The organism is Natronoarchaeum sp. GCM10025703, assembly GCF_042661985.1.
In the GTDB taxonomy this organism is placed as follows: domain Archaea; phylum Halobacteriota; class Halobacteria; order Halobacteriales; family Natronoarchaeaceae; genus Natranaeroarchaeum.
The window spans coordinates 325,221-342,367 of sequence record NZ_JBHSZF010000001.1 but is presented as its reverse complement, the minus strand read 5'-3'; the positions used below and the strand labels follow the sequence as shown (position 1 = coordinate 342,367).

Sequence of the window (17,147 nt, the reverse complement as noted above, 5' to 3'; positions counted from 1 at the left end):
TCACCCCGACGTGTGTCCCTCTCGCACAAAGCTCTAGTGGTCCGGGAGCAGCGGTCCGCTCCCGCGACCGACTCACTGCGTCCGGAACGCGCGGTCACCGGCGTCGCCGAGGCCGGGGACGATGAAGCCGTCGTCGTCGAGATGGTCGTCGATTGCGACCGTCAGCAGGTCGACCTCGTCGAACGAGTCGCCCACGCGCATCAGGCCGTCGGGCGCGCTCACGGCCGAGAGGACGATGAAGCGCTCTGGCTCGGGTGAGTTCTCCAGCACGTGATCGAGCACCGTACACATCGTCGAACCGGTCGCAAGCATCGGGTCGGCCACGATGACGGTATCGTCCTCGGTGATCTCGGGCAGTTTCACGTAGTCCACGGTGATCGGGAAGGAGCCGTCGTCCTTGCGGGCATGCTCGTTTCGACTGGCGCTGATGACGCCCTGGCGGGCCCGCGGGAACGCCTTGAGCAGTCCCTCGACGAACGGTGTCGCCGCGCGCAGAACGTTGATGATGACGACGTCTTCCAGCCCTTTCACGCGCTCGCCCATCGTCTCTTCGAGCGGCGTCTCGATCGAGACGTACTCCGTCTCCATCCGGCCGTCGATGATCTCGTAGCCACAGATCCGGCCGAGTTTGACGAGTCCCTTGCGGAACGCGACCTGCTCGGTCTCGACGTCCCGGATCTTCGAGAGCGTGTCTTTCGCGAGCGCGTGTGTGACGACGTGTGCCTCGTCTCGGTCTTCGATGGTCATATCGGCATTCCATCGGCCGGCGAGTATAAGCTATCGGTCTGCGTCCGCCCGTGTCCGGCGTTGTCGTCCCACTGAGGGTTTCACTCGTTTGCTTTCCGTCGGCGATCACCGTGTCTTTGTGCCCGCGGTGAGTATCTACAACGATGACAGACGATCTGTTCTCCCCGTTCACACTGCGTGGGACGGAGATTTCCAATCGCGTGATGGTTTCGCCGATGTGTCAGTACTCCTGTGAGGACCGTGACGGCCTCGCGACGGACTGGCATCGGACCCACCTCGGCGCACGTGCGGTCGGTGGTGCCGGCGTCGTGATGACCGAGGCGACCGCCGTCGAGCCGTGCGGCCGGATCTCGCCCGAGGATCTGGGCATCTGGAGCGCCGAGCACGCCGACGCGCTCGCGCCGATCACCGAGTTCATCCGCTCGCAGGGGAGCGTCCCCGGAATCCAACTCGCCCACGCGGGTCGGAAGGCAAGCACTGCACGACCGTGGGATGGGCGCGGACCGCTTCCGCCCGACGAGGGTGGCTGGGAGGCCGTCGCGCCGAGCGCGATTCCGTATCCCGGTCACGAGTCGCCGGTCGACGTCGCCGCGCTCTCCCGCGAGGAGGTCGCAGAACTGGTCGACACCTTCGCGCAGGCCGCAGAGCACGCCCTCGACGCCGGCTTCGAAGTCGCCGAGATCCACGCCGCACACGGCTACCTGCTTCACGAGTTCCTCTCGCCGGTCACCAACGAGCGCGACGACGAGTACGGCGGAAGCTTCGAGAACCGGTGTCGGTTCGTCGTGGAGGTCTGCGAGGCGGTACGGACAGTCTGGCCCGCCGACCACCCGCTGTTCGTCCGCATCTCGGGCACCGACTGGCTCCCGGATCGGGACTCCTGGACAGTCGAGCAGTCGGGCCGACTCGCGGATCGGCTTGCCACTGTCGGCGTGGACCTGATCGATGTCTCCAGCGGCGGCATCCACCCCGATCAACAGCTACCGTCTGCGGGCCCGAACTATCAGGTGCCCCTCGCCGAGGGCGTCCGTGAGAACGCACGCGAGGACGTGAGTATCGGCGCGGTCGGCGGCATCACGACGCCGGAGCAGGCGGACGCCCTGATCCGTAACGACCGGGCTGACCTCGCAATCGTGGGGCGGGAGTTCCTCCGTGATCCGCAGTTCGCCCTCCGCGCGGCACGTGAACTCGACGCCCTGGACCGGATCGACGTCCCGCCGCAGTACGAGCGAGCGTTCTGAGCGGTCTTCCGGACGCTCATCCGGTTATTCGCGGTCGCTTACCAGCCCGCTTACGAACCGAACTACCTTTGTCGTTGCCCTCCGTGTAACTTAGTATGGGTTTTGGTAGCTACGATGAGTCCGAACAACAGGATCAGAACGTCGAAACCGACGATGACGAGGCCGTCACCGTCCGCGAAAACGACCACGATGGGGCTGTCAGTTTCGATACCGACGAGTCGACCGAGGATCTGGTCGGCCGACTCGACCAGATGCGAGACGACGACGACGAGGAGTAATCCGACCCCGTCGGTCGTGCGACAGAGTGTGTCGCAGTACCGGGGCGCAGGGATAAAGCGTATATAGACGCCTGTTTTAGCGGGGAACTACGGCCATGGAAGAGAGCATCTCGGGATTCAAGATCCGAGGAACGTGGGGAGATGTCGTCGAGCATGGTGAACGCATTTCGCGCGCTCTCAGGGACGTCGATGTTAATGAGGGTGGTCAGTACGCGGACGCGTTTGCCGAGTGGGACGAGTGGCGACCGAAAACCCACGAGCGCATCGAGGAGGACGTCAGCGAGAAGACGGCCGAACAGGCCAGCGTCGAGGAAGGGAAGGGTGAGCAAGCGGGCAAAGAACCCGACGAGGACATCAAGACGGCGGGTGAGAAACTCAGCGAGTCCTACGAGAAACTCGACGAGGACGACACCGAAGGTGCGGTCGGCAAGTGGGGCGAGTCCATCGATTACGTCGCCCGGGCGGCCGACTCGGCTGGCCGGAAAGCGCTGCGCAAGGTCGAGGACACGGTCTACCAGCGGGTGATGACCCAACTTGCGCCGTACTACTTCGACAACCAACTGATCAGTGCGAACCTCCAGCAGTCGACCAACGGGGACGAGGAGGAGTTCATCTTCGAGGTCAACGTCAACGACGACGATCTGAAAGAGGACGTCTCCGAACGACTCGCCGAGTACGAGGACACGATCGATCGGTGGCATATCGACACCGAAAAAGACACCGAGGTTGCCGAGGCCGTCGAGGGCGTCGAGCCACCCGAGGACGACGCGGACGGCCGCTCGAAGTCGACGACGAACTGAGCGCGCGCGAGAAATGCGAGTGATGCCGGGCTCCGACAACTTTTCTCTAAACATACGCGAGAGCGTCTTAGACGGCGTTTAGTAGTGAAAACTCTGCGTAAAGCCCTATCCGCGACCGAGCAACCGACGTTCTACGGTCGCTCGCACCCGGGAGCGCGAGTTTTACTGTTTGTCCAAATTTCGGTCACTGTGACGCCTTTACAGGGAGATTTACAACCTTATACTAATATAATCAAACCTTATTCTGGACCTATTCCAATTAGGGACAGAGAATGTGCCAGGATGTAAACGCTAACCCTTATATTGGGTTGTTTCATTACCCTCAATCGCAATGGTAGTCATGAACGTGCGAAATAAGGTGGAATTGCTGGACGATCAGTCAATAACGCTCCGTGAGCCTTCGGCAGTGTCAGAGGTGGTCGTATGGTAGAAGCCGATATCGCTGTCCTCGCAGAGGGTGTCAACCTTCTGTGGATCCTGGTAGTCAGTTTCCTGATCTTCTTCATGCACGCTGGCTTCGCCATGCTCGAATCGGGCCAGGTTCGCTCGAAGAACGTGGCGAACCAGCTGACCAAGAACCTGCTGACCTGGGCACTCGGTGTCTTCGCGTTCTTCTTCGTCGGCGCAGCAGTCTCTGGCGCGACCGCCGCGCTCACGACTGGTGGCTCGGCGACTGAACTGTACGCCTCGACGATCAACGGCGAATCAGGCGCCTGGGTCAACTGGCTCTTCGGGGCGGTGTTCGCCATGACCGCGGCGACGATCGTCTCCGGTGCCGTCGCCGGGCGTGCGAAACTCCGCGCGTACGTCGGCTACACGCTGGTGCTCGCGGCAGTGATCTACCCCTTCGTTAGCGGTCTCGGCTGGGGTGGCTGGCTCGAATCGTTCGGCTTCCACGACTTCGCCGGTGGCATGATCGTGCACGGTCTCGGCGGCGTTGCGGGGCTCACCGCGGCCTGGGTACTCGGCCCACGCATGGGTCGGTACAACGATGACGGGAGCGTCAACGTCATTCCCGGCCACTCGATGACCTTCGCGGTTCTGGGGACGCTGATCCTCGCCTTCGGCTGGTACGGTTTCAACGTCGGCACGGCGGTCAACGTGTTCGCAGTCACCGACAGCGGAATCGCACTTGAAGGATTCGCATACGTCGGTCGTGTCGCTCTCGCAACGACGCTCGGCATGGCGCTGGGTGCGATCGGTGCCAGCATCGCTTCGTTGTACCTGACGAGCAAGGTCGACACGCTCTACGTTGCGAACGGTCTGCTGGCTGGACTGGTCGGTGTCACCGGTATCGCAGACATCGTCACCTGGTACGGCGCAATGATCATCGCGCTCGTCTCCGGTCTTCAGCTTCCGTTCGTCTTCAAGTTCGTCGAGCAGAACCTGAAGATCGACGACGTCTGTGCGGTGTTCCCGGTCCACGGGACGGCCGGCATGATCGGTCTGATCATGATCGCTCTGCCCGGCATGGCAGTCTCCGGCTCCGGTGTTACGATGGTTAGTCAGGTCGTCGGCGTCGGCGTCATCACGATCTGGACGGTCGTCGCTACGGCCGCGGTGTTCGGGGCGTTCAAGGCTGCGGGACAGGCCCGCGTCTCCCCCGAACACGAGCGTGACGGACTGGACGTCTCAGAGCACGGCGTCGACACCTACCCCGAGTTCGGTTCGCCCGACGTCGCCGCGGACGGTGGCGTGGAGGAGATCCGTACTGACGGTGGTGAAGTCGAAGACGGATCCTCGTCAGAGCTTCGCACTGACGGTGGTGAGGTCGAAGACGAGACGCCGATCAAGATGATCACCGCGATCGTTCGTCCGGACCGACTCAGCAACGTCAAACAACAGCTAGCGGAAGTCGGCGCACCGTCGCTGACGGTGACGAACGTCTCCGGCCGCGGCAGTCAGCCCGCCAAGAAGGGCCAGTGGCGCGGCGAAGAGTACACGGTCGATCTGCACCAGAAAGTGAAGATCGAGACGGTCGTCGCGGACGTGCCCGTCGACGAAGTCGTCGAGGCGATCCGTGAGGGTGCCAACACCGGCGAACCCGGTGACGGCAAGATCTTCGTGATGCCTGTCAACGACGCGACGCAAGTACGAACTGGTAAAACCGGACCCGATGCGGTCTGGGGGAACTAACTCACGGCGCTGACGCAGTGCAAACTTCTGGGCCGTATGCGACTGGTTGGCGCAACGGTCCGTTGGTCCTCTCGGACGGTTCCACGTCCACTCCTCCGGGACGCGCTGGCAGGTGGCTCCTGCGGCGGGTCCCTCTTCATTTTTTACAGACGCAATCCGATCAGTGACTGCTGAACCGTTCACCAGTCCTCCCGCGTCATCCTGCCGGTTACAGCCCGCCCAGCAGTGCTGGTAGCACGACTGCGGTGGCGATGACGAGGATCACGACGCCGAGGGCGGCCCGCCAGATGCCGCCCTGGGCGAAGCGCCACGCCGTCCCGCGCTCGTCGGTATCCGAAACGACGAAAACGGGGATGGCCTTCCCGTCACTGATCAGGGCGTCGACGAGGTCGCTCCCCCAACCCGCCGAGGGGCCTCGCCTTGCCTGTCCGTAGATGTAGACCGTCTCGCCGACGTCGAGGCGACGCTCGATGAATCGCTGTTTGTTCCCCGTGTTCACTTCCGTCACGAGCAGGTTCATGGTGCCGTCCTGCCTGTCGACCTCCTCGGTCGACTCGACGTAGTTGGCCAATCGATCCGGGAGTTCGGTGCCGGGCGAGACGGTGAGCGTGTCGCCCTCGAGACGGATATCGGATCCCTGTGGATCGACGCGGACCCGGCCCGTGCCGTCGTCGACGACGAAGTCGACGCCGCCCTGCCCCTCGTCGAGGGTCTGCCAACTCGAATGTTTCCCCGAGGAGCGTAGCTCCTGGACCTCGTACGAGCAGGCGAGACACTCCGCGCCGCTAAAGGGTGCCGTGATGGTTCCGTGGTCGTCGTCGGGGACCGCCGTCCCCTCGACCTCGACGGGGCCGGTGTGGCCGTTGACCGACCGGACGTCGATCGGATCGTTCTGCAGGATGTGATACACCGTACGCAGTCTGCGGCCGCCGTCGAACAGGAAGTAGCCTGCGACGAGAGCGGCGCCGGTCAGGAGGGCTATCTCGAAGAGCATCATCGGATGTTGTCTGCTATCCATCAAATCGGTTCCGCTCGACAGGCGGCCCAGCAGGAGGGGGTGGTCCCGACTGTCCGGCAGATGCCGGTACTAACTTTACCGGCGCGCCCCAACCCAACCGCATGAACCACGAGCGTTCTCGCGATCTGTACGACCGGGCGCTGTCGTCGATTCCGGGCGGCGTCAACTCCTCCGTGCGCGCGATCCGACCGTATCCGTTCTTCGTAGAGCGCGGCGACGGCGGCCACGTGATCGACGCCGACGGCAACCGTTATCTCGACTTCGTCAACGGCTACGGGCCGCTGCTGTACGGCCACGACCTGCCGCAACCGGTCCAGAGCGCCGTCCAGTCGGCGGTTAGCGAAGGGCCGATGTACGGCGCACCCACCGAGATCGAGGTCGACCTCGCGGAGTTCGTCGCCCGGCACGTCCCGAGCGTCGAGATGACCCGCTTTGTCAATAGCGGCACCGAGGCGACCGTCTCCGCGGTCAGACTCGCCCGGGGCTACACCGGCCGCGACAAGATCGTCGTCATGCAGGGCGGCTATCACGGCGCACAGGAGTCGACGCTCGTCGAGGGCGACCCCGAGCATCCGACGCCGAGTACCAACGGTATTCCCGAGGCGTTCGCACAGCACACGATTCCGGTCCCGTTCAACGATAGCGAGGCGATCACCGAGGTATTCGAGGCCCACGGCGACGAGATCGCCGCCGTGCTCACCGAACCGATCCTCGGAAATATGGGAATCGTCCACCCCGTCGACGGCTACCTCGAAACGCTGCGGGATCTGACCAAGGATCACGACTCGCTGTTGATCTTCGACGAGGTCATCACGGGCTTCCGCGTGGGCGGACTCCAGTGTGCCCAGGGCAAGTTCGGCGTCACGCCGGACGTGACGACGTTCGGCAAGATCGTCGGTGGCGGCTTCCCGGTCGGCGCTATCGGCGGCAAAGCCGAGATCATCGAACAGTTCACGCCTGCTGGCGACGTGTTCCAGGCCGGCACCTTCTCCGGCCATCCCGTAACGATGGCGGCGGGCTACGAGTCGCTCAGCTACGCCGCGGAAAACGACGTCTACGAGCACGTCAACGGACTGGGCGAGAAACTGCGCGAAGGGCTGACCGAGATCGTCGCAGACCGAGCGCCAAGCTACACCGTTGCGGGGTCTGATAGCATGTTCAAAGTACTCTTTACCCGCGATGGCCCCTCGTCGACCGGCGACCAGTGCGAGTCAGGGTGTCGCCAGCGCGCCGACTGCCCGCGCTACGAGCACTGCCCGAAAAACGGCGCGGACGTGGCCGACTGCGAGGACGAGCGCTGGGAACGCCTGTTCTGGCCCGCGATGAAGGAACAGGGGATCTTCCTGACCCCCAACCAGTACGAGTCCCAGTTCGTCAGCTACGCCCACACCGAGGCGGACATCGAGACGCTGCTGGAGGCGTACGACGAGGCGCTGTAGGGGGACGGACGAGTACCGAATCGGCGTAGCCTATTTCTCCGATCCGGTCGTCTACCGAGTATGGGCCTGTTCAAACACCTCGTCAACGGCATCATCTCGGTAGTCATCAGCGTCGGCATCACGGTCGCACTCGCGGACGACGACGACGGACCGTGGGGCCTCTCGGAGGTCGCACTGTCGGTCGCGATTACGGCCTTTCTCTCGGGCTTTTTCACGAGCTACTTCGCCGAGTGAGCGCCCCCTCTTCCGGTCCCGGGGTGGCGTTTATGCCTGTGTAACCCCTGGTACGCCTAATGAGTGGCTCCGTCCTGATCTTCGATGGCGAGTGTCCGTACTGCTCGGTTGCGGCGGTCGCGCTGAAACGGCTCGACGATATCGTCGCTGTCTCGTGGTACGCCGATCCCGTCAAGGAGTTTCTCGACGCCCAGTTCGGCGAGCGCCCCTTCGCGATGGTGCTGGTCGACCCCGACGAGGGCCGGGTGTACGCGGGGCGGTCCGCGGCCCAGGAGCTAGCCGACCGGGCAGGGACGCCCAGCATCGTCGGCTCGCTCGTGCGCGAGAACTACGACCGGATCGCGAGCGTGGTCGGCGCGCTCTCCCGCCGTGGGCGTGATCCCGACGACTACCACGACACCTACCGGCTGACGGAGGAGGCGGTCGCGACACTCTCCGCGCTCCGTGAGGTAGGGGATGCCGACGCAGTCGAAACCCTCGAGGATGCCGTCGACGGGACGGGCGACTCCGATCCCAGTGCTGGCGTCTGACACGACCGCTCGGCGGCCCGCCGTCGGACAAAGAACGTGCTTTTCACCGTGGCAGATAGACACCAGGGTATGAGCACACGCGATACGATCCGTCTGGCGACACGGAGTTCGGATCTCGCCCTCCGCCAGGCGGCGACGGTGAAAGAGGCCCTCGAAGACCGTCGACAGGACGTCGAACTGGTGGAGGTGGAGACGAAGGGTGATCGGATTCGCGACGAATTGATCCATCGCCTCGGCAAAACCGGCGCGTTCGTCCGTAGCCTCGACGAGAAAGTCCTCGACGGGGATGTCGACGCCGCGGTCCACTCGATGAAGGATATGCCGACCGACCAGCCGGACGAACTGATCGTCTCGGGCATCCCCGACCGGGGGTCGCCAGGCGACGTGCTGGTGACGCCGGACGGCACCAGCCTCGAAGACCTCCCGGACGATGCGACGGTGGGCACCTCTGCCTGCGCCGGCAGGCACAACTGCTCGACGCGCGCCCGGAGCTGACGGTCGAACCGCTCCGCGGGAACGTCGACACCCGGATCGAGAAACTGCTCGCCCCCGGCATGCAGGCCGAACACGAGGCGCGCACGGACGCCGAGAAAGAGAAGAAAGGCGAGACCGAGAACGACGAGTACGAGCATCCTTACGACCGCGACGTCGAGGAATGGTTCTCCGACCTCGCGGAGATCGAACGGCGCGCGATGGAGCGAGAGATAGAAACCGAGTACGACGCCATCGTTCTCGCCGAGGCGGGGCTCGACCGGAGCGGTCTGCTCCACCACATCGAGTACGAGCGGCTTCCGATGACCGAGTTCGTCCCGTCGCCGGGCCAGGGCGCAATCGCGGTGACGAGTCTGGACAACGAGGTCGGCGAGACGCTTCATACCGTCCTCGATAGCCCCCGGACCCGCGTCGAGACGAGCGTCGAACGCACGATTCTCGCCGAACTCGGCGGTGGCTGTGTCGCGCCGATCGGTATCTACGCCGTCGTGCAGGGCGAATACGTCAACGCGACCGTGCAGGTGTATAGCCGCGACGGCGGCGAGACGGTCGCGACGAGTCGGGATCTGGCTGTCGAGCGCTACGCCCGTGACGCCCGGGCGTTCGCAGAGGATCTGGCCGATCAGGGCGCGGCAGAACTGATCGAGGAAGCGCGCCGCGAGGAGGGGAGGGCGAAGCGAAGCGGGGCGAGGAGGAATGAGCGACGGAGGGTCGGAATCCGATGATGTCGGCAAGGTCTACCTCGTCGGAAGCGGCCCCGGCGACCCCGACCTGCTCACGGTGAAAGCCAGTCGGCTGCTGGACGAGGCCGACGTGGTACTTCACGACAAACTGCCGGGCCCGGACATCATCGACTCGATACCCGAGGCCAAGCGCGAGGACGTCGGCAAGCGGGCTGGCGGCGACTGGACGCCCCAGGAGTACACCAACCGGCGACTCGTCGAGCTCGCGAGCGAGGGCGAGACCGTGGTTCGCCTGAAAGGTGGCGACCCCTTCGTCTTCGGCCGCGGCGGCGAGGAGATGGAGCACCTCGCCGAACACGGCGTTCCCTTCGAGGTCGTCCCCGGCATTACGTCGGCGCTCGCGGGCGGCGCGGTCGCCGGTATCCCCGCCACGCACCGCGAGTACACTTCCAGCGTCTCGCTCGTTACCGGTCACGAGGACCCGACCAAAGAGGAGTCAGCAGTCGACTGGGCGGCGCTGGCGAACACTGGCGGTACGCTCGTCGTCCTGATGGGCGTCGGCAAACTCTCCGATTACACGGCCGCACTGCTCGACGCCGGGATGGGGCCTGACACGCCCGTTGCACTGATCGAGCGCGCGACGTGGCCCGACCAGCGCGTCGCGACGGGGACGCTCTCGACCATCGTCGACGTCCGCGACGAGGCGGGGATCGAACCACCCGCAATCACGGTCATCGGCGAGGTTTCGGCGACCCGCGACCGCGTGGTCGACTTCCTCGAAAACGATCCTGACGCCACACACGAGGAGCGGGACGATGCCGCGTGAGACGACCGTCGCCGTCTTCCGACCGGACGACGAGCGCCTCGACGAGGCCGCCGAACTGATCGAATCGCTGGGCGCAACGCCGGTGGCCGACGCGATGCTGGCGGTCGAACCGACCGACGCGACGCCCCGGACCGACGCCGACCTCGTCGTCCTGACGAGCAAGACGGGCGTGGAACTCGCCGCAAAAGCGGGCTGGGACCCCGGCGACGCTACCGTCGCAGCCATCGGTGAGAGCACTGCTGAAGCGCTCCGCGAGGCCGACTACGCGGTCGACGTCGTCCCCGAGGAGTACACCTCCGCGGGCCTTGTCGACGCCCTGGCCGAGGACGTGGCCGGGAAACGCGTCGAAGTCGCCCGCAGCGATCATGGTAGCGACGTGCTGACCGACGGTCTCGACGAGGCGGGCGCGTACGTCCACGAGACGATCCTGTATCGCCTCGTTCGGCCCGACGGCTCCGGGGCCTCTGCCGAACTCGCCGCCGAGGGCGACCTCGCTGCCGCCGCGTTCACGTCGTCGCTCACCGTCGCTCATTTCGTGGAGGCCGCAGCGGAGGGGGACTCCGCGAGCAGGCCATCGAGGGGCTGAACGACGGCGTCGTCGGTGTTATCGGCCCGCCGACGGCCGAGACCGCGGCCGACTACGGGATCGACGTCGACGTGATTCCAGATCGGGCCGATTTCGAGGAACTCGCCTGCGACGTCGTCGAGGAGGTTGCACCGACCTATCACGAGTAGCTACGACGCCTCAATCGATTCCAGCAGCGAAGCGATCTGCCGCTCGGCTTCGAACGGTTCGAGCGCCGTCTCGATGTCGACCGAGAGGTCGTAGGCCGGATTTCCTTTGCCGACAGGTGACCGCTCGCCGACGCGTGTCTGTTCGACGAACCCGCTGCCAGCGAGGCGTTTCAGCCGCTGGACGACCTCCTCCTCCGATGGGCCCGATGATGCCTCTCCGAACTGCGTTTCACAGGCCGTACACACGTCCTCAGCGTGAGCGGACGTCTCGCCCTGATGGGCAAGCCAGATCAGGGCGAGCAACGTGAGTCGCTCGGTCACGTCCGAAATAGGGACCGATCCCCGGCCACGATCGTACATGTTTGCAACTGATATTTCAGCCGGAATATAGCTACCGGCGACTCTACGGTCGGCCGGACAGAGGCGCTCGACGAGCAGTCCGGGACCCGCAGGTTTAACCCCGATTCCGCACAACTCCCGGTAGATGGACGCTCCGATCCCCGACCTCGCCGACCGAGCAGCCGAGTGTGCCGAGCGACTGCACGAGGCGGACGGGGTCGTCCTCGCGTCGCATATCGACGCGGACGGCCTGACAAGCGCCGCAATCGCGGCCAGCGCGCTCGAACGCGCCGGCATCCCGTTCGAGACGGTGTTCAGTAAACAGCTAGACGAGGCGGAGATTGCCGGGATCGCGGAGTTGGACCGGGAGGTCGTGCTCTTCACTGACTTCGGCAGCGGCCAACTCGATATCATCAGCAAACACGAGGCGGCGGGCGATTTCACACCCGTCATCGCCGACCACCACCAGCCCGCCGACGCGGAGACCGAGTACCACCTGAACCCGTTGCTGTTCGGGATCAACGGCGCGTCCGAACTCTCGGGCGCAGGCGCAAGCTACGCACTCGCGAGAGCGCTCGAACCCGACGGCGGCGACAACCGCGACCTCGCCGGTCTCGCCGTCGTCGGTGCAGTCGGTGACATGCAGGCAAGCGGCGGCGAACTCGTCGGCGCGAACGAACGGATCGTCGAAGACGGCGTCGCCGCGGGCGTCCTCGACGAGGGGACGGACCTCTCGCTGTACGGCAAGCAGACCCGCCCGCTCCCCAAGCTACTGGAGTACTCGACCGACGTGTACATTCCCGGCATCAGCAACGACGAGCGCGGCGCGATGAACTTCCTCGACGACCTGGACCTCGACCTGCAGGCCGACGGTGACTGGCGACGGTGGGTCGATCTGACCGACGACGAGCGCCAGACCGTCGCCAGCGCGCTCGTCCAGCGCGCCGTCTCGCGCGGCGTCCCGGCCAGCAAGATAGACGGCCTTATCGGGACGACCTACTCGCTCACCGCCGAGCCAGTCGGGACAGAGCTTCGGGACGCCAGCGAGTTCTCGACGCTGCTGAACGCGACGGCTCGCTACGAGCGCGCCGACGTCGGCCTCGCGGTCTGTCTCGGAAGCCGCGACGACGCGCTCGACCGTGCCAGACAGCTTCTGCGGGATCACCGCCGAAACCTCTCCGAGGGGATCGAGTGGGTCACCTCCGAGGGCGTCACCCGCGAAGGGAACATCCAGTGGTTCCACGCCGAGGACCGCATCCGCGAGACTATCGTCGGCATCGTCGCCGGAATGGCGGTCGGGGCCGATGGCGTCGACCGCGGAACGCCGATCATCGCCTTCGCCAACAAGAACGACGAGGAGGTGAAAGTCTCCTCGCGCGGGACCCACTCGCTAGTCCGTGAGGGACTCGACCTCTCTGCCGTGATGGGCGAGGCGTCGCGTGCGGTCGGTGGCGACGGCGGCGGTCACGACGTCGCCGCCGGTGCGACGATTCCTGCAGGTACCGAAGCAGAGTTCGTCGAACTCGCCGACGGAATCGTCGCCGAGCAACTTTCCTGACGACGCGGACCAGACCCTGTTACTCGTTCGGACAGGTGTCGATTCCAAGGAGTTTGTTCACCGTACAGCGCTGGGTGAGCGCGCTCGCAAGCAGACCGACGCCGCCCTGGGTTTATATACGATCGAGCGGCCACGACCCCCGTGCGCTGACCCCCTGTCACGACGCTGGCCGAGGCCGGTGTGCGACACGCCGCGTCGTGGCTGTTCCCGTCGCCTGCTCGCTACGGTACGAGCCGCAGGCTTGAAACTCGCCGCTCGCCTGGCCGGGTCGATGGACGCGCCGACGGTCCGTGACCGGGCGAACGACCTTCCCACCGAGCCTGGCGTGTACCAGTTCCTCGCCGACGGGCAAGTGCTCTACGTGGGGAAGGCGATCGACATCCGCGACCGGGTGCGCTCTTACGCCGACCCGCGGAGCCAGCGGATCGCACGGATGGTCGACCGCGCCGAGGCCATCGACGTCGCGGTGACGGACACGGAAACCCAGGCGCTGTTGCTGGAGGCGAACATGATCAAGCGCCACCAGCCCCGGTACAACGTCCGACTGAAAGACGACAAGTCCTACCCACTGGTCCAGCTAACCGACCACGCCGTCCCGCGGATCGAGATCACCCGCGATCCCGACGAGGGGGCAACGGTGTACGGCCCGTACACGAGTCGGGCGCGCCTCGAAACGGTCGTCAAGGCGCTCCGCGAAATCTACGGGTTGCGGGGCTGTTCGGAGCACAAGTACGCCAACCGGGATCGCCCCTGTCTCGACTACGAGGTGGGCATCTGTACGGCACCGTGTACCGGCGAAATCTCCGAGACGGCGTACGCCGAGGACGTTACCGCAGCGGAGCGGTTCTTCGAGGGTGAACTCGGTGTGCTTGCCATGCCGCTCCGCCGGTCGATGGAGCAAGCGTCCGAAGAGCAGGAGTTCGAGCGGGCGGCCAACCTACGTGATCGCCTCGAGACCGTGGAGGCGTTTCACGGCGACAGCGGGGATGCAGTTGCGCGCAGCGAGGACGGTGCGGAACGCCTGCTGGACGTGCTCGGCGTCGCAATCGAGGGCGAGGAGGCGACGGTCGCTCGACTGCACAGCGACGGCGGCCAGCTAGTCGACCGGGAACGACACAGCCTCGCCGCCCCCGACAGCGGCCCGGACCAGATCGCTCGCGTCCTGTCGGCGTTCATTCCACAGTACTACGCCGAGCGGGAGCTTCCGGACGCGCTTGTCCTCCCCGAACATCTCGACGACGGTGAACTGGAAGCGTGGCTGGATGCCGAAGGTGTCGCGGTTCGCGTTCCGGGTGCCGGACGGGAGGCGACGCTCGTCGATCTGGCGCTCAAAAACGCCCGGCGTGGCACCGACGGGCGGGACGAGACCGGCGCGCTCGCGGCCGCCCTGGATATCGAGCGGCCGACTCGGATCGAGGGGTTCGACGTCAGTCACGCCCAGGGGAGCGACGCCGTCGGGAGCAACGTCACCTTCGTCGATGGCAGCCGCGAGAGCGGTGATTACCGCCGCAAACGCCTCGATCACGGGAACGACGATTACGCGAACATGCGTGCGCTCGTTGAGTGGCGGGCCCGCCGCGCCGTCGACGGCCGCGACGACCGCCCCGACCCGGAGCTACTGGTGATCGACGGCGGTGACGGTCAGCTTTCGGCGGCCCGCGAGGCGCTCGCCGATGTGGGCTGGTCGGTTCCGGCGATCGCTCTGGCGAAAGACGAGGAACTGGTGATCACACCGGATCGAAGCTACGACTGGCCCGGAGACGCACCACAGCTGCATCTCCTCCAGCGAGTCCGGGACGAGGCGCATCGCTTCGCTCTGCAGTATCATCAGACGTTACGTGACGAGGTCTCGACAGCACTTGACGGAATCGGCGGCATCGGCCCGGAGACCCGCAAGCGCCTGCTCGGTCGGTTCGGGAGCGTCGAGGGAGTGCGCGAGGCGTCGCGGACAGAGCTACTTTCCGTCGACGGGATCGGGGAGAAGACTGCGGACGAGCTCCGTGATCGGCTCTGAGGCCGCGATGGCGGATGCTCGCATGAGATGTAGTGACAACCGTTAACCCTCGTCGGTCCTAACCTGCGGATATGTCTCAGTCCGGGGGCGACAGGATTCAAAGCGTCCACAGAACGCACGGTCTCCGACCGCAGACCATCATGATCGGCGCGCTTGCGCTGGGAGCGAGTGCGCTGTTACTGACGAACTTCATCGATCTGACGCCGCTCTCGATTGTCGGTGCGCTGTTGCTGACGCTGGCGGTCGTGACAGTTGCCAGCGCCGTCGAAATAGTCAACGCCTACGAGAAACGCGCGTTGACTGTCTTCGGCGAGTATCGACAGCTCCTCCAGCCGGGGATCAACTTCGTTCCGCCGTTCGTCTCGAAGACCTACGTGTTCGACATGCGAACACAGACGATCGACGTCCCACAGCAGGAAGCGATCACGCGGGACAACTCTCCGGTTCGGGCCGACGCGGTAATCTACATTCGTGTGATGGACGCCAAGAAGGCGTTCCTCGAGGTCGACGACTACAAGAACGCGGTCTCGAACCTCGCCCAGACGACGCTCCGGGCCGTTATCGGCGACATGGAACTCGACGAGACGCTGAACAAACGCGAGAAGATCAACACCCGGATCCACGGCGAGATCGACGAGGCGACCGACCGGTGGGGGATCCGCGTCGAAGCGGTCGAGGTCCGCGAGGTAAACCCCTCCAAGGACGTCCAGCAGGCGATGGAACAGCAGACCAGCGCCGAGCGTCGTCGCCGTGCTATGATCCTGGAGGCGCAGGGTGAACGCCGCAGTGCCGTCGAGAAGGCCGAAGGTGACAAACAGTCCAACATCATCCGCGCACAGGGTGAGAAACAGAGCCAGATCCTGGAAGCACAGGGTGACTCGATTTCGACCGTGCTTCGCGCGAAATCCGCCGAATCGATGGGCGAGCGCGCCATCATCGATCAGGGAATGGAGACGCTCGAAGAGATCGGCAAGGGCGAGTCGACGACCTTTGTCATGCCACAGGAACTCACCTCGATGATCGGTCGCTACGGCAAACATCTCTCGGGTAGCGACGTCCAGCAGGCCGATGGCTCGCTGGAGAGTCTCGACTTCGACGACGACACCGCCGAAATGCTTGGCCTCAACGACATCGAGGAACTCATCAGCGAGTTCGGCGAGGCCGCGTCGGGCGAACCCTCCAGCGAGGTCGGGCGCGACTCGCGTGAGGAAATCGACGACACCGAACTTGTCGACGAGTTAGAAAAGTAAGGTTTGTGTCGACCTATCGTCGGAATATTTACCAGTTGTAGGTCTGTACTCCGATACATGTCTACACAGGTCAGATTGCGAGGACGGTAACGCTATGCACGGGATCGTTCACAAAGCGCTCAAAGAGTACGTAGAAGAGGATAGCGACGGGGTCGACTGGGACTCGGTGACTGAGAGGGCAGGCCTCGACCCGAAGCTGTACTTGCCCGTGACTCACTACCCCGACAACGAGATTACGCGCGCCGTCACCGCGCTCTCGGAACTGAGCGGCCGGACCGAGAACTCGATCCAGCGCGCGTTCGGCCAGTCGCTGGCACCACAACTTCTTGACACGTTCAAAGCCCACGTCCGTGACGAGTGGGACGCACGGGAAGTGCTGCTGGCGCTGGATACGATCTACGAGCAACTCGAAGAGGACAACGGTGAGAGCGCGTCTACGACGGTCTCGACCCGAGCGGAGGGCGAGGCGGTCGTGCTAACCTATCGGTCGGAACGCGAACTCTGTACGGTGTTACGAGGGATCGCCGCCGGGGTTGCGGCGGAGTACGACGCTACGACCATGATCGACGAGTCGACCTGCCTTCGAGAGGGCGACGACCGGTGCGAGTTGCACGTCGACCTCGATTGAGGATATAGATGCTCCTTCTGATAGGAAACGGCCGGAACTGTCGACCGGCCTGAACTTCTACTTACGAATTTTTCACTACATTTTGTAGTAGTAATATATATTATATACTTGATTACACAGCAGTAGACTAGAGGCAAATACTAGTCATAGATATGGTATTATACATGATGAACAATTACATCACCTTGTGTCGATGAGT

At 64.5% G+C, this 17,147-nt stretch carries 16 protein-coding genes and 2 pseudogenes; 14 read left to right on the top strand and 4 right to left on the bottom strand.

Features of this window, described 5'->3' with window-relative positions:
- Positions 1 to 72: 72 nt before the first annotated feature.
- Positions 73 to 747, bottom strand: coding sequence for a uracil phosphoribosyltransferase (gene upp / locus ACFQH2_RS01850; RefSeq protein ID WP_377056272.1), 675 nt, complete (start codon positions 745 to 747; stop codon positions 73 to 75).
- Positions 748 to 890: 143 nt separating this feature from the next.
- Here upp and ACFQH2_RS01845 point away from each other — a divergent pair, with 143 nt between their 5' ends.
- The 4 genes from ACFQH2_RS01845 (at position 891) to ACFQH2_RS01830 (ending at position 5,202) form a co-directional block, all read left to right on the top strand.
- Positions 891 to 1,988, top strand: coding sequence for an NADH:flavin oxidoreductase/NADH oxidase (locus ACFQH2_RS01845; protein ID WP_377056270.1), 1,098 nt, complete (start codon positions 891 to 893; stop codon positions 1,986 to 1,988).
- Positions 1,989 to 2,083: 95 nt separating this feature from the next.
- On the top strand, positions 2,084 to 2,266 hold the full coding sequence (locus ACFQH2_RS01840; protein WP_377056268.1) for a DUF5786 family protein: 183 nt from the start codon (positions 2,084 to 2,086) through the stop codon (positions 2,264 to 2,266).
- Positions 2,267 to 2,361: 95 nt separating this feature from the next.
- Positions 2,362 to 3,066, top strand: a complete 705-nt coding sequence (locus tag ACFQH2_RS01835; protein ID WP_377056266.1) for a DUF5828 family protein — start codon at positions 2,362 to 2,364, stop codon at positions 3,064 to 3,066.
- A gap of 423 nt (positions 3,067 to 3,489) precedes the next feature.
- The gene (locus ACFQH2_RS01830; protein ID WP_377076384.1) at positions 3,490 to 5,202 is read left to right on the top strand and encodes an ammonium transporter; all 1,713 of its coding nucleotides are present in this window, start codon (positions 3,490 to 3,492) and stop codon (positions 5,200 to 5,202) included.
- A 208-nt stretch (positions 5,203 to 5,410) separates the two neighbouring features.
- Here the strand turns inward: ACFQH2_RS01830 and ACFQH2_RS01825 are convergent, their stop codons facing one another.
- Positions 5,411 to 6,220 carry a GIDE domain-containing protein gene (locus ACFQH2_RS01825; protein ID WP_377056262.1) on the bottom strand — a complete coding sequence of 270 codons (810 nt, stop codon included), beginning with the start codon at positions 6,218 to 6,220 and terminating at the stop codon, positions 5,411 to 5,413.
- 101 nt (positions 6,221 to 6,321) lie between these two features.
- Between ACFQH2_RS01825 and hemL the strand changes: the two genes are divergently transcribed.
- From hemL to ACFQH2_RS01795, 6 genes and pseudogenes are all read left to right on the top strand, one after another.
- Positions 6,322 to 7,659: a glutamate-1-semialdehyde 2,1-aminomutase gene (gene hemL, locus ACFQH2_RS01820; protein WP_377056260.1), complete on the top strand. Its 1,338-nt coding sequence runs from the start codon at positions 6,322 to 6,324 to the stop codon at positions 7,657 to 7,659.
- A gap of 60 nt (positions 7,660 to 7,719) precedes the next feature.
- Positions 7,720 to 7,893, top strand: a complete 174-nt coding sequence (locus ACFQH2_RS01815) for a hypothetical protein (protein ID WP_377056258.1) — start codon at positions 7,720 to 7,722, stop codon at positions 7,891 to 7,893.
- A gap of 59 nt (positions 7,894 to 7,952) precedes the next feature.
- Positions 7,953 to 8,423, top strand: a complete 471-nt coding sequence (locus tag ACFQH2_RS01810) for a DUF393 domain-containing protein (protein WP_377056256.1) — start codon at positions 7,953 to 7,955, stop codon at positions 8,421 to 8,423.
- A 69-nt stretch (positions 8,424 to 8,492) separates the two neighbouring features.
- Positions 8,493 to 9,640 (top strand): annotated as a pseudogene (gene hemC / locus ACFQH2_RS01805) (hydroxymethylbilane synthase).
- Entirely contained in the window at positions 9,612 to 10,424 is an 813-nt protein-coding gene (gene cobA / locus ACFQH2_RS01800) for a uroporphyrinogen-III C-methyltransferase (RefSeq protein ID WP_377056251.1), read from the top strand. The pseudogene hemC and the gene cobA overlap by 29 nt, the downstream one beginning before the upstream one ends.
- Positions 10,414 to 11,159 (top strand): annotated as a pseudogene (locus ACFQH2_RS01795) (uroporphyrinogen-III synthase). Before cobA ends, ACFQH2_RS01795 begins: the two are co-directional and overlap by 11 nt.
- Here ACFQH2_RS01795 and ACFQH2_RS01790 read toward each other — a convergent pair.
- Positions 11,160 to 11,519, bottom strand: a complete 360-nt coding sequence (locus ACFQH2_RS01790; protein WP_377056247.1) for a hypothetical protein — start codon at positions 11,517 to 11,519, stop codon at positions 11,160 to 11,162.
- Between the two features lie 124 nt (positions 11,520 to 11,643).
- On the opposite strand from ACFQH2_RS01790, the gene ACFQH2_RS01785 reads away from it, so the two are divergent.
- Positions 11,644 to 13,056 (top strand): DHH family phosphoesterase, encoded by a 1,413-nt coding sequence (locus ACFQH2_RS01785; protein WP_377056245.1) that lies wholly within the window; start codon positions 11,644 to 11,646, stop codon positions 13,054 to 13,056.
- 19 nt (positions 13,057 to 13,075) lie between these two features.
- Here ACFQH2_RS01785 and ACFQH2_RS01780 read toward each other — a convergent pair whose 3' ends face one another.
- Positions 13,076 to 13,150, bottom strand: coding sequence for a hypothetical protein (locus ACFQH2_RS01780; protein ID WP_377057132.1), 75 nt, complete (start codon positions 13,148 to 13,150; stop codon positions 13,076 to 13,078).
- A 177-nt stretch (positions 13,151 to 13,327) separates the two neighbouring features.
- Here ACFQH2_RS01780 and ACFQH2_RS01775 point away from each other — a divergent pair, with 177 nt between their 5' ends.
- The 3 genes from ACFQH2_RS01775 to ACFQH2_RS01765 all read left to right on the top strand — a co-directional run bounded on the left by ACFQH2_RS01775 (position 13,328) and on the right by ACFQH2_RS01765 (position 16,948).
- Positions 13,328 to 15,070 carry an excinuclease ABC subunit C gene (locus ACFQH2_RS01775; protein WP_377056243.1) on the top strand — a complete coding sequence of 581 codons (1,743 nt, stop codon included), beginning with the start codon at positions 13,328 to 13,330 and terminating at the stop codon, positions 15,068 to 15,070.
- Positions 15,071 to 15,141: 71 nt separating this feature from the next.
- A complete protein-coding gene (locus ACFQH2_RS01770) occupies positions 15,142 to 16,320 on the top strand; it encodes an SPFH domain-containing protein (protein WP_377056241.1) in 1,179 nt (392 codons plus the stop codon).
- Between the two features lie 94 nt (positions 16,321 to 16,414).
- Positions 16,415 to 16,948, top strand: a complete 534-nt coding sequence (locus ACFQH2_RS01765; RefSeq protein WP_377056239.1) for a heme NO-binding domain-containing protein — start codon at positions 16,415 to 16,417, stop codon at positions 16,946 to 16,948.
- Positions 16,949 to 17,147: the final 199 nt, after the last annotated feature.